The sequence below is a fragment of the Kineococcus sp. NBC_00420 genome (assembly GCF_036021035.1).
Lineage (GTDB): Bacteria > Actinomycetota > Actinomycetes > Actinomycetales > Kineococcaceae > Kineococcus.
Genome location: NZ_CP107930.1, coordinates 3581413 through 3594157, shown reverse-complemented (window position 1 = coordinate 3594157; position 12745 = coordinate 3581413). Strand labels below are relative to the sequence as shown.

11 protein-coding genes are annotated in these 12745 nt (G+C 74.7%); all 11 read right to left on the bottom strand.

The window, feature by feature from the left end; all coding sequences use genetic code 11:
- Positions 1 to 121 precede the first annotated feature (121 nt).
- A complete protein-coding gene (locus OG218_RS17680; protein ID WP_328294547.1) occupies positions 122 to 1621 on the bottom strand; it encodes a hypothetical protein in 1500 nt (499 codons plus the stop codon).
- Between the two features lie 55 nt (positions 1622 to 1676).
- A complete protein-coding gene (locus OG218_RS17675; RefSeq protein WP_328294546.1) occupies positions 1677 to 2813 on the bottom strand; it encodes a glycosyltransferase in 1137 nt (378 codons plus the stop codon).
- Positions 2810 to 3949: a glycosyltransferase family 4 protein gene (locus OG218_RS17670; RefSeq protein WP_328294545.1), complete on the bottom strand. Its 1140-nt coding sequence runs from the start codon at positions 3947 to 3949 to the stop codon at positions 2810 to 2812. Before OG218_RS17670 ends, OG218_RS17675 begins: the two co-directional genes overlap by 4 nt.
- On the bottom strand, positions 3946 to 4710 hold the full coding sequence (locus OG218_RS17665; RefSeq protein ID WP_328294544.1) for a hypothetical protein: 765 nt from the start codon (positions 4708 to 4710) through the stop codon (positions 3946 to 3948). Before OG218_RS17665 ends, OG218_RS17670 begins: the two co-directional genes overlap by 4 nt.
- Entirely contained in the window at positions 4707 to 8009 is a 3303-nt protein-coding gene (locus OG218_RS17660) for a DUF6541 family protein (RefSeq protein ID WP_328294543.1), read from the bottom strand. The genes OG218_RS17665 and OG218_RS17660 overlap by 4 nt, the downstream gene beginning before the upstream one ends.
- A gap of 240 nt (positions 8010 to 8249) precedes the next feature.
- A complete protein-coding gene (locus OG218_RS17655; RefSeq protein ID WP_012085056.1) occupies positions 8250 to 8348 on the bottom strand; it encodes a 30S ribosomal protein bS22 in 99 nt (32 codons plus the stop codon).
- Positions 8349 to 8523: 175 nt separating this feature from the next.
- Positions 8524 to 8724, bottom strand: coding sequence for a helix-turn-helix domain-containing protein (locus tag OG218_RS17650; protein ID WP_328294542.1), 201 nt, complete (start codon positions 8722 to 8724; stop codon positions 8524 to 8526).
- A gap of 189 nt (positions 8725 to 8913) precedes the next feature.
- A complete protein-coding gene (locus OG218_RS17645; RefSeq protein WP_442906523.1) occupies positions 8914 to 10029 on the bottom strand; it encodes an acetoin utilization protein AcuC in 1116 nt (371 codons plus the stop codon).
- Positions 10030 to 10112: 83 nt separating this feature from the next.
- Complete coding sequence (gene proC, locus OG218_RS17640) at positions 10113 to 10880, bottom strand: pyrroline-5-carboxylate reductase (RefSeq protein ID WP_442906522.1); 768 nt, start codon at positions 10878 to 10880, stop codon at positions 10113 to 10115.
- Between the two features lie 26 nt (positions 10881 to 10906).
- Entirely contained in the window at positions 10907 to 11734 is an 828-nt protein-coding gene (locus OG218_RS17635; RefSeq protein ID WP_442906399.1) for a sugar phosphate isomerase/epimerase family protein, read from the bottom strand.
- Between the two features lies 1 nt (position 11735).
- Positions 11736 to 12704 carry a Ppx/GppA phosphatase family protein gene (locus OG218_RS17630; protein ID WP_328294538.1) on the bottom strand — a complete coding sequence of 323 codons (969 nt, stop codon included), beginning with the start codon at positions 12702 to 12704 and terminating at the stop codon, positions 11736 to 11738.
- Between the last annotated feature and the right edge of the window lie 41 nt (positions 12705 to 12745).

The following is a 12745-nucleotide window of genomic DNA, read 5'->3' as shown; positions in this document are numbered from 1 at the left end:
CCACCCCAAGGTTCGGGCCCCGCACGGGTCCGGGGCAAGACCTGATCAGGTGAACCGCTCGCGGGCGGGACGCTCCATCGTCCTGCATCCGCGGGGGTCGCGCGGACGCGGGTGGCACCGCTCAGGAACCGCAGGCGGTCGTGACCCCCGACGGCACGGCCGCGGACCAGGGGCCTCGCGTCCCCCGCAGCGAGATCCCGGCGACGCGGTACTCCGAACGCCTCCCGGCGGCGGTGGTGTCCACCCACAGCGCACCGCCGGCGGGGAGGACCGCCTGGTCGCGCACCTGCCAGGTGAGGTTCTGCCAGCCGGCGGTGGACCCGGCCGCGCGCCGCTGCACGACGTAGCGCACGGCGGGCGCCGCACCCCGCCAGCGCAGCCCCGTGCCGGTCCCCGTCGTCACCTGGGCCAGCCCGCACGGCGCCGGGGGGGCCACGTCGGAGGCCGCCGCACCGGACACCTTCGCGGCGAACGCGCGCAGCGTGCCCGTCCGCGCCCGCTCGTCGTCGTCGCGACCGGGGAAGAAGTACTGGAAACCGTCGTCGTGGTCGACGAACCCGGCGGTGTCGGCGTGCGGCACGACCGACCAGGTCAGCGCGCCGACCGCTCCGGAGAGGCGGACGGTGTCGAGGAAGTCCTGCAGGCCGGAACCGCCGCGGTGGTTGTTCCAGTCGTACTCACCGACGAGGTAGGCCTTGCCGTGGGCGGCGGCCGTCGCAGCCGCCGAGCGCACCCGGTCCAGCTGCATCGGGTAGAAGTGGTCGTCGACGACGTCGACCGAGGCGATGTCCAGGCTCGGGGCGTGCAGGCAGTCCGTCCGGCAGCCGGGGTCGGTGCCGTGCCCGTCGACGACGAGCTGGCGCGGGGCCACGGACTTCAGGTGGTCGGCGATCGCCCGGGTCCAGGAGCCGTCCCAGTAGTTGCCCGAACAGGTCTGGCACCACATCTCGTTGCCGGTCTCCCAGGCCATGATCGTCGGGTCGTCGCGGTAGGCGAGCCCCGTGTAGGGGTTCACGTGCTGCACGAAGTGCGAGATGTAGGCCTGGTAGTCGGCGATGACCCCGGGGTCGGAGAAGAAGGCGGACTCGGGCAGCCCGCGCCATCCCGTGTAGGTGAGCTTGCTGCCGTGGTAGTAGTCCCAGTTGTCCACCAGGGTGACCACGAGGCGCTGCCCGTGCCGGGCGGCCGAGGCCACGGCGTAGTCGATGGAGTCGAAGGCGGAGTCCTGGAAGACGCCCGGACGGGGTTCGATGCAGCGCGCGCAGCCGACGAGCCCGCCCCAGGTGCGCACGACGGTGCCGCCGGTGGCCTGGGCCGCCCGGAAGGCGTCGTCGATGCGGAAGCGGGACGGGACGGTCGGCTGTCCCGTGGCGTCGCGGACGTTGTCGTCGAGGCCGAGCCAGTAGACGTTGGTCCCGGAGAAGCGGAACGTCGCGCCGTTCAGCGTCAGCCGGGAACCGTCGCGCTGGACGAAGCCCGTCGTCTGAGCGGCCGCGGCCGCGGGGCTGCTCCCGGGCAGGCCCACCACCGCCGACCCGACCGCGAGCAGGGCCGCGAGGGCCGCCAGGACGAGACCGCGCAGCAGCGGGGGTCGCGGGGTCGTGGGTCGGAGTCGGCGCACCCCTCCCCATCGGCGGGGGGAGCGCCGATCTGTACGGCCCGGTCAGCCCGTGCGGTCAGTGAGCGTGGCGGGAGGAGTGCCGGTCGTGGGCCAGCTGGTCCGCGTACAGCGCGTCCACCGCCGCCGCCGTGCGCCGGGCGTCGTAGCGCTCGACCACCGCGGCCGGGGCGGGGCGGCGGTGCAGCCCACGGGCGGTCAGGTCGTCCAGCGCCGCGCTGAGCGCCTCGGGGCCGCCGCCGCCGGCGCGGGCCACCCCCTCGGGCAGCGTCCCGAGCTCCTCGAGCGCCGGGCACTGCACGAAGACCGAGGGCAGTCCGCCCGCGACGGCCTCCAGGACGGCGAGGCCGAAGGTCTCGTCGCGCGAGGCGCTGAGCAGGACGTCCGCGGCGGCGAGCACGGCCGGGACGTCGTCCCGCGCGCCCAGCCAGCGGACCGCGGGGGCGATCCCCAGCTCCCCCGCGAGGGACTCCAGCCCGGGACGCAACGACCCCGCCCCGGCGACCAGCAGGACGTGCCCGCCGGCGAGCAGCCGGGGCGCGAGCGCCCGCAGGACCTCGTCGACGCGCTTGACGGGGTCCAGGCGGCCGACGACGACGACCGCCGTGCTGCCCTCCGGCACTCCCAGCTCGGCCCGCACGCGCTCGCGGTCGCCCGCCCGGGGGCGGACGGCGTCGAGGTCGATCCCGTTGTCGATCACCGAGATGCGGCTCCGCGCCACGCCCCACGCGACCAGGCGGTCCGCGGTGGTGGCCGAGACCGCGACGGTGTGGTCGGTGAGGGCCTCGAGGCCGGTGTAGACGCGCCGCAGCCAGGCGGTGAGCGGGCGGCCCTCGATCGAGTCCGCCATCAGCGAGTGCTCGCTGGAGACCACGACGGGGACCCCGGCCAGGCGGGCCGCCGGGATGCCCCAGAGCTGCGCGGCGAGCAGGTGGACGTGCACGACGTCGGGGCGCAGCCGGCGCAGCTCGCGGGCCAGCCGCGCGATCGCGAGCGGTTTGCGCCAGCCCGCCATGCCCAGCACGTCGACGTGGTGTCCCCGCCGGCGCATCGCGTCCGCCACGGGGCCGCCCTCGTAGAGGCAGAGCGTCCGGGACTGCGCGCCCGAACGCTCGACCAGCAGCTCCAGCTGCCGTTCGGCGCCGCCGGTGGTGAGGGTCGTGATGACGTGGACGACCCGGGTCGGGCGGCTCACCAGGAACCCCCGCCCAGCACCGTGCGGTAGACCTCGGCGGTCGCCGCGACGCTCGTCTCCCACGTCGGCAGCTCCACCGGCCGCGGGACGTGCGGGACCGCCCCGCGGGCCCGGGTGGCCAGCAGCTGGGTGCTGAGCGCCGCGGCCAGGGTCGCCGCGTCGGCGTCGGGTGCGACCCCGACGACCAGGCCGTCCTCGACGAGGTCCCCGATGCCGGCCACGTCGCTGCCCACGACCGGCAGCCCGAGGGTCACCGCCTCCATGACCCCCACCGGGTGCGCCTCGTAGTCCGACATCGCCGCCATCACCCCGGCGCGGGCGAGCTCGCCCGCCATCGCGGTCCGGTCCGCGGGCGGCAGCGCCCGGAACTCCACGTGGTCCGCGACGCCGGCGCGTTCGGCCCCGCGCCGCAGCTCCTGCTCGTAGGGACCGCTGCCGAGGACGACCACGTGGGCCTGCGGGACCTGCGCGCGGACCAGCGGCAGGGCCTCGATGACCCGCTGGTGACCCTTGTAGCGCTCCAGGCGCCCGCTGGTCACGATGCGGCCCTCGACCGGCGCGACCGCGACGGGCGACGGCGGCAGCGCGCCCCCGTTGGGGATGACGCTGAAGCGGGACTCGGGGAGACCGGTCACCGCGGCGAAGGCCGAGCGCTCGAACCGGCTGACGGCGATGAGCCGGCGGGCCCGCCGCAGCAGCGGGGCCAGGACCCGGTACTGCACGCCGCGGCCGGCGGTCCGCACGGAGGAGGAGTGCCCGCCGCTGTGGAAGGTGAGGACGAAGGGGGTCCGGGCCGCGATCGCCGAGAGCATGCCCACGGGCGGTGCGAGGGTGTTGACGCCCTGCACGTGCACGAGGTCCCAGTGCCCCCGCAGGACGGGCAGCGCCAGCCCGGGCGAGAGGTAGAGGTCGCCCTCCCGCGGCCAGGACCGGCGCCGGAGCACGGGGATGCCGTTGACGACGTCGTGGCGGGCCAGCCCGCCGCTGCGGTCGGTGGCGAGGACGGTCAGGTCGAACTCCCCCGTCGCCGCGAGCCCGCGGGTGATCTCGGCGACGTGGGTCTCCAGCCCACCCATCTCGGGGAAGTAGCGCTGGACGACGTGCAGGACCCGGGGTCGCCCGTTCCGCGCGGTCACCGGTTCACGACCAGGGTGCGCAGCGGCTGCACCTGTCCGGGGTTGCTGACGGTGACGACGACCTTGCCCTGGACCGGCACGACGACGGTGGTCCGCACGGTTCCTCCTTCGGGGACGGAGAACAGCGGGTAGGTGACGGCGGAACCGTCACCCGGGTCGGTGCGCAGTTCCAGCGGGCCGGCGGCCTCCTCGGAGGAGACCTCGACCACGGCCTGGGCGCCGTCCAGCGACACGAGGGACATCTGGACGGGCGACGTCGAGTTCTCGTCCACGCTGCGCACGGCGACGACGAGGGCCACGACGGTGACGGCGACGGCGGCGAGCACCCACGGCGAGGTGCGCAGGACCGCCCGGCGCAGGGAGCCCTCGGCCACCGGAGCCGCCTCGACGGAGGCTTCGCGCTCCCGCACCGGGGCGAGCGCGCTGCCGAGGAGGCCGAGGAGCGCGAGCGCCCCCAGGCCCACGGCCCAGGTGCCGGCCCGCAGGCCGATCCCGCTCACGCCCAGCACCATCCCCACGAGCACGAGGACGACGAGGACCCCGCCCACCGCGGTGAGGACGCGGTCGAGGGTGGAACGGCGCCACCCCCGGCGGACGAGCTGCGTCGCGGTGGCGACCGTGGCCGCCAGGACCAGGGCGCTGCGCAGCCAGGTCGGGCCGTCGAGCAGGACGGCGACGACGGCCGCGACGACGAGGACGGCCGCGCCCACGAGCAGGGGGGTGGCCCCGACCGGGCGCGTCCGCGGGGACGTGGTGCTCACTGGCCCAGCTCCGAGAGGTCGTAGACGGCGATGGAGCCGTTGTCGTAGATGCGGTCGACGCCGGGGACGTCGTCGAACTTCTCCAGCGCGGCCAGCGGGACGGGCGTGGTGCGCCCGTCGCCGCCGAACTCGCCGCTCTCGACGTAGACGCCCTGGTTGGGCAGCCCGTTGGCGTCGCGCCGGTCGACCACGAGGTAGCGGATGCCGGCCTCGCGGACGAGGTCGACGTCCTTCTGGCTGAACTCCGGGTCGAGGAGGAGGCGGGAGGCGTCGATGTCGGTGCTGATGTGGCGCACGGTGAACATGCCGCCGTCGGCGGCCGCGAGCAGACCGGACACCCGGTCGGCGTAGACCCGGGTCTCCGGTGGCAGCGTCCGCCCCAGCCACTGCGCCGCGGCGAGGTTGTCGGCGTCGGCGCTGCGGGCGTCGGCGGAGACGAGGAACGGCCCGGGCAGCTGGGAGCTGACCGTCCCCGACCCCAGGACCACACCACCGAGGAACGTCACCGTCGCCGCGACGCCGAAGATCCCGGCGACGCGTCGGGTCGCGGGACGCCGCACGAGCCACCAGGCCACCACGAAGGCGACGCCGAGGAAGACGAAGCCCGCGGCGCGGTCGCCGACCTCGGAGGTGGCCCGGGCCACGTGGCCGCCGGGGACGACGGGCCAGAGCACGGCCGTGAGGACGAGGACGACGGCCAGCGAGACCCGGGTCCGGACCCACGCCCGCGCGGCCCACAGCGAGGGCAGCAGCGCCAGCAGCGTGATCCCCAGGCCGCCGATGAGCAGCAGCTGCTCCCACCAGGCGGGACCCACGCCCGCGGTGTTGGCGAAGAGGGCCTTGGTCTGCTTCCCCTCGAAGAGGGCACCGAGGTCGGTGGAGGAACTGGTGACGATGGAGCCCAGGTAGCTGCCGAGGGTGTTGCCCGGGTTCAGCAGGGTGGCGGTGAAGCAGGCGAGGCCGAAGACCGTGGTCACGGCCAGCGCGCCGGCCTCGCTGCGCCGCGCGGTGTCCCCGCCGCGGCGGGCGGAGCGCGCCACGAGGAGCTCGACCAGCGTCCAGACGGCGAAGGCCACCAGCAGCAGCGCCGCGGTGACGTGGTGGGTGGTGGTGACCGCGGCGAACGCGGCCAGCGGCAGCACCAGCCCGCGCCACGACCCGCGCCCCGACCCGCGGTGCCGGGAGGCGAACAGGGCGACGGTGAGGACGGCGAGCGGCAGCGCGAGGGTCTGGTAGCTGAACTGGGAGTTGAAGAACAGCATCTGCGGGTTGCAGGCGTAGACCACGACGGCGACGGCCCCGGCCCGGTGCGAGCGGGTGAGGCGGACGACGACGGCCGCGATGCCCAGGCTGAGCACGACCCTGGCGGCCAGCAGCAGTACGACGGAGCTGGTGTGCGCGGAGAGGCCGGTCAGGTCGGCGACGCCGTCGGTCGCGACCTCCAGACCGGGGTAGTACGCCGTGATGGGCAGCAGCGGGTTCAGCCCGAACAACTGCCCGGTGTCGGAGATCTGGCGGAGCAGGTTCGCGTGCAGCAGCTCGTCGTGGAACATGAACCGGTCGGGGTAGAGCACGACCCGGCTCAGCTGCAGGGCGGCGGCGGCGGTGACGGCCGTCCAGACCCGCACCGAGCCGCTGGTGCGCGGCCACATCGCCAGCAGGGCGGCCGGCCCGACCAGGAGCACCAGCCCGGCCTCCCAGAGCAGCTGGGTCGCGGCCCCGTCGTCGCCGGTGCTGCGGGCCCGGGCGGCGGCGAGGGACATCGCGAGCAGCCCGAGGGCGGTGGCGAGCAGGGCCGGGCCGAGCCCCCGGGACCCGCGGCGGGCGGGGACGGGTTCGACCACGGCCGCGACCGACCGGGCCTGCGCCGTCCGCTCGTCCACCGCGTCCTGCTCCAGGGTCTGGTTCTGCACCACGTCCGGGTCCACCTTCTCGACTGCTTCCTCTGCTGTTCCTCCCGCACGTTCCTGGGCTGCTTCCTGGGCCACGAAGCGGCGCCGGGCCGCCAGCAGCGGGACGGCGAGCAGCAGCGCCTCGACGATCAGCACCCCGACCCACGCCGCGCTGAGGCCGACCACCCCGCCGACGTGCGCCCCGACGAGGGCCGCGGCCAGCTCGGCGACGGTGAAGACGACCAGGACCAGGGTCGCGTCCCCGGTCCGGCCCTGCACGCGGCGCAGGGCGACGAAGTGGTCCTTGATCACGAACGGCAGACCGGCGAGGACGAGGATGCGGAGCACGTTCGAGCCGTCCGCGGCGTAGGTGTCCCCGAAGATCCGCAGCACGTAGGGCGCCAGCGGGAAGAGCGCGAGGTTGGCGGCCACGCTGACCCCGAGGCCCAGCGGCAGGGTGACCCGCATCCGTCGCAGGACCTCGCCGTCGTCGCCCTCCGCGGCGGCGAAGAGCCCCACGGACAGGGCGTAGGGCAGGGCGAAGACGAAGCCGGTGAGCTGGAGCGCGGCCCCGAAGGGGGCGTTGGCGTCGGCCGAGACGGCGGCGGTGACGATGACGGGCAGCAGCATCAACGGGCTCTGCAGCGTCGTGTTGAGCGCGTGGTGGCTCAGCGCGCGCCGGCCGAGCCCGCGCATCGAGGACAGGTCGACCAGGCGGGGGTGCTGCTGCAGCGCGCGGCCACCGCGGGTGCGGTGCGCCACGAACGGCAGCGAGACCACCGTTCCCACGGCCCAGGCGGCGAAGACCGCCATCCCGTCGGTGGCGCCGGCCGCGGCCAGGCCGAGCAGGACGACGACCTTGGTCGCGCTGGCGATCACGTTGCGTTCGAGCTGGAGGTTGCCCGAGCCGATGACGAGGACGGCCTGGTCCAGCACGAGGACGACGGCGGCGAGGCCGGTCCCGACGGCGAAGAGGGTGGCGTGCCCGGGGGAACCGGCGAGGGGGCTGAGGTTGTCCAGTCGCAGGACGTGGATGGCCACGACGGGGACCACGACGGCCAGCAGCGTCCCGGCCGCGGCGGAGACGGCCAGCGCGGTGCGCACGGTGACACGGCGGACGCCCTGCTCGGTCCGCGGGAGCAACGAGATGAGCAGGGTGCCCAGACCCAGGGTCCCGAGGGCGCCGAGCAGTCCCATGGCCGAGATGGCGGCGTTCGCGACGCCGAACTGGTCCCGGGTGAACCCGCGGGAGGCGATGGCCCAGAAGAGGAGCCCGAGGACGCTGGTGACCGCCTGGGTCCCGACCAGGGAGGCCGAGATGCGGAGGATGCGCTGGAGACCGCTGGGAACGTCGTCGCGCCCGGAAGAACTCGTGGTGCTGGGCGTGCTCGTCACTCCCGGGGTCATCCGACTCCTCGACTCGGCGGCGGGTGCCGCTGCCCGGCGGGCCCTCGAAGTCTAAGGAGGGCGGTCGCCCGGGCGTCCCTGGAGGAGGGCCCCGATCGGCATCTGGGCGATGCCTTCACCGGATCGGCCCGAACGAACAGCACGCAGAGCGACCAGCGGTGACCCGGAGCGACGAAGGTGCCCCGGAACGCACGAAGGGCGGGTTCCCGGGGAATCCGGTGAACCCGCCCTCCGCGTGGATCACTTCTTGTTGCGACGCTGGTGACGCGTGCGGCGAAGCAACTTGCGGTGCTTCTTCTTCGCCATGCGCTTGCGACGCTTCTTGATGACAGAGCCCAAGGGGTCCTCGCTCACTTCGATGTCGGCTGGTGCTGATTGTCCCCGGGGCAGGCGCGTGCCGACCCCGACGACGGTCCATCACAAAGCTGTGCCGCTCGCGCAGCAGACCGTCGTCGAGTCTAGCGGTCGAACCGGCCGCGATCGCCCGGCGCGTCACCCCCGAGGTCCCCGAGGGTCAGGCGGTGTCGATGTAGGACTGTCGCAGGTACTCGTGGACGGCGGCCTCGGGCACCCGGAAGGAGCGGCCGACCCGCACCGCGGGCAGCTCTCCGTTGTGCACCAACCGGTACACCGTCATCTTCGACACGCGCATCATCGACGCGACCTCGGCGACGGTCAGGAACCGGACCTCGGACAGCGGGCGATCCTCAGGCATCCCCACAGCACCCTTCAGTTCGCGCGCCATCGGCGCGCTGTCCCCCGCGGACGGCCCGGTGGGGGCGCGTTCTGTGACCACTGTAGGGGCAGGTGTGACGTGGGTGGAAGATCTGCGTGCTCAGAGAGTCACTCAGCGTGACCTGAACAGCCCGTGAGCAGGGATTACGCTCCGTAAAAAATTCTCGACTCAGTCGAACTCGGGGTCCAGACCGTGCAACGGGAAGGCCGCACGACGAGTCGCGAGGATCGCGCGGTCCACCGGGTCGTCCGGGTCGTACCCCGACTCCCACCCCGTGAACGTCCCGGGCTCATCGTCCGTCATCACCGTGGGGGCGTCCCGGCCGAACACCTCGCGCACGTGCGCGAGCCACCCCGCCGGTACCCGCGCCGCCGGGTCCAGCGGCTCCCCGGAGGCCTCCGCCACCAGGTGCGCCCACGTGCGCGGCACGACGTCGACGACCTCGTAGCCGCCCCCGCCCAGGGCCAGCCAGCGACCGCTCGCGGCGTCGTGGGCGAGGCGGTGCATCGACGCGGCGGCGACCCGCTGCGCGTCGAGGGAGACGTCGAGGTGCCCCAGCGGGTCCAGGCTGTGGGTGTCGCAGCCGTGCTGGGTCACCAGCACGTCGGGCGCGAAGGCCGAGACCAGCTGCGGGACCACCGCGTGCACGGCCCGCAACCACCCCGCGTCGGCCGTGCGGGCCGGCAGGGCCAGGTTCACCGCCCCGCCCAGGGCCTGCGGGCCACCGAGCTCGTCGGCGAAGCCCGTCCCCGGGAACAGCGTCGTGCCGGACTCGTGGACGCTGATCGTGAGGACCCGCGGGTCGTCCCAGAACACCTGCTCGGTGCCGTCGCCGTGGTGGCAGTCGAGGTCGACGTAGACCACCCGCTCCGCCCCGTCGCGCAGCATCGCCACGATGGCGGCGGCCGCGTCGTTGTAGACGCAGAACCCGCTGGCGCAGCCCGGTTTCGCGTGGTGCATGCCCCCGCAGAAGTTCACGCCGTGCAGCGTGCGACCGGCGACGAGCGCCCGGCCGAGGTCGACGGACCCCCCGACGATCCGGGCCGCGGCCTCGTGCATGCCGGGGAAGGCCGGGTCGTCCTCGGTGCCGAGCCCGAAGACCTCCTGCGCCTGCCGCGGGTCGGCCGAGGCGGCCTTCACCGCGGCGACGTAGGCCGGGTCGTGGACGCTGGTGAGGAGGTCGTCGTCGGCCGGTTCGGCGGTCACGACCTGCACCCCCGGCCGGTCGAAGAGGCCGAACTCGCGGCACAACCTCGCCGTCAGGTCCAGGCGGACGGGCGCCATCGGGTGCCAGCGGCCGAAGTCGTAGCGGTTGAAGGCCGGGTCCCAGACGACCTGGACCCGCTCGGGCCCCTCGTTCCCCGGGGTCACTGGCCCGACAACTGCCTCGAACGGGCCGCGGCCGCCTCCACGGCCGAGACCAGCGCGGCCCGGACCCCGGAGTCGTCCAGCTGCCGCAGGGCCGCGGCCGTCGTGCCCGCGGGCGAGGTGACCTGCTCGCGCAGGACGGTCGGGTGCTGACCCGTCTCCCGCAGCATCGCGCCCGCACCCACGACCGTCTGCACGACGAGCTCCGTCGCCGTCGCGCGCGGCAGCCCCAGCAGCACCCCGGCCTCGACCATCGCCTCCACGACGTAGAACACGTAGGCGGGGCCCGAACCGCTCAACGCGGTCACGGCGTCCAGGTGCTTCTCGGCCAGCACGACGGTCCGCCCGCAGGAGCGCAGCAGGTCCTCGGCCTCGGCGAGCTGCTCGTCACCGCAGGCGGACCCGCCCGCGATCCCGGCCATCCCCTCGTCCACCAGCGACGGCGTGTTCGGCATGACCCGCACCACCGCCGTGCCCGCCGCCAACCGCGCCTCGATGGCCGCCGTCGTCACCCCGGCCGCGAGCGAGACGACCAGCGCGTCCGGCGCGAGGTGGCCGGCGATGGAGTCCAGCAGGCTCAGCAGGTCCTGCGGCTTCACCGCGAGCAGGACCGTCGAGGCGCCCGCGACCGCGCTGACGTCGTCCACGACGCGGACCCCGAACCGTTCGTGCAGCTCCTTCGCCCGGCCCGCCCGGCGGTCCACGACCAGGACGCTCCCCGGGTCGCGGCCCGCGCGCAGCAGCCCCCCGAGCAGGGTCTGCCCCATCACCCCGGCCCCGACCAGTGCGAGCGTCACGCCGTCACCTCGGGGGTGCGGGCCAGGTTCGTCCGGGCGAACTCGAGCGTGCGGGCCAGGGCACGTTCGCGCGCGGCCCGTCCCCGCGCCCGGCGGGTGTTCACCTCGGCCACCACCTGTCCCCGGAACCCGGTGCGCGCCAGCTCGGCCAGCGCCGCCGCGACGGGCTGCGTCCCGTCCCCGGGCACCAGGTGCTCGTCCTTGGCCGACCCCGTCCCGTCGCAGAGGTGGACGTGGGCGAGGCGCTCGCCGAAGTCCTTCGTCAGCTCCAGGCAGTCCTGGCCCGACGTCGCCGCGTGGCTGTAGTCGAGGGTGAGGTTGCGGTAACCCATCGCGGTGGGGTCCCAGCTCGGGGCGTAGGCGGTGATCTCCCGTCCCCGGGCCCGCCAGGGGAACATGTTCTCCACGGCGAGGGTGATCCCCGTCCGGTCCTCCAGCGCCTCGATCCCGGCGACGAACCCCGTCGCGTACTCGCGCTGCCAGCGGAACGGCGGGTGCACGACGACGGTGCCGGCCCCCAGCTCGGCCGCCAGCTCGCAGCTCTTCTCGAGCTTGCCCCACGGACCGCCACCACCCCAGATGCCCTGGGTCAGCAGCAGCGTCGGCGCGTGGATCGAGAGCACCGGCACCTCGTAGTGCTCCACGAGGCGGCGCAGCGCGGCCGCGTCCTGGCTCACCGGGTCGGTCCAGACCATCACCTCGACGCCGTCGTAGCCCAGCCGGGAGGCGATCTCGAAGGCCGCCGTCGTGGACTCCGGGTAGGAGCAGGACGTCGACAGGCCGACGGGGACGTGTCCGGGATCGAGATCGCTCACGCGCGCCACGCTAGAACGCCGCCACGGTGGAACGGTCGCCCACCCCGCCGGCGGCCGCGATCGCGTCGAGGCGGCGCAGGATGATCCCCTCGCGCAGCGCCCACGGGCAGACCAGCGCCTGCTCGACCCCGAGCAGCTCGAAGGCCGCCTCGGCGACCAGCGCCCCGGCCAGGACCTGCGGGGCCCGTTCCGCGCTGACGCCGGCCAGCTCGACCCGCTGCTTCACCCGCATCTCCGCCAGCCGCGGGATCCACGGCGACAGGTCGGCCAGGCGCAGCTCCCGGCGCACCACCGGCCCCTCGCCGCTGGGCGCGGCCCCGCACAACCGGGCCAGGCTGCGGAAGGTCTTGCTCGTCACGACGACGCGGTCGGGGACGCCGGCGCGGGTGACGTCGCGCACGCGGGAGGCGATCTGGCGACGGACGTACCGGCGGGCGTCGCGGACCTCCGACGGGCCCGGCGGGTCACCGGCGAGGAGGTCGCGGGTGAGGCGCCCGGCTCCCAGCGGCAGCGAGAAGGAGACGTCGGGCGCCTCGTCGAGGCCCGCGGCGATCTCCAGGGAGCCGCCGCCGATGTCCAGCACCAGCAGCCGCCCGGCCGACCAGCCGAACCAGCGGCGGACGGCGAGGAAGGTCAGGTCGGCCTCGGCCGTGCCCGGCAGGACCTGCAGCCGGATCCCGGTGACCGCCTCGACGTGGTCCAGGACGGCCTCGCCGTTGACGGCCTCGCGCACCGCGCTCGTCGCGAAGGCCAGGAACTCCTCCACCCCGGCGTCCTCGGCCGCGGCGGAGGCCGCCGCCACGGCGTCGGTGAGCGCGCTGATCCCCGGGTCGTCGATCGCCCCCTCGGGGGTCAGGTGCTCGGCCAGCCGCAGCAGCCGACGCATCGAGTTCGCCGCCAGGGGCTGTGCCCCCGGGTGGGCGTCGACCACGAGGAGGTGGACCGTGTTGGAGCCCACGTCGAGAACGCCCAAACGCATTCCGCGACCCTATGGGACGCCACGCCACCCCCAGAACACGC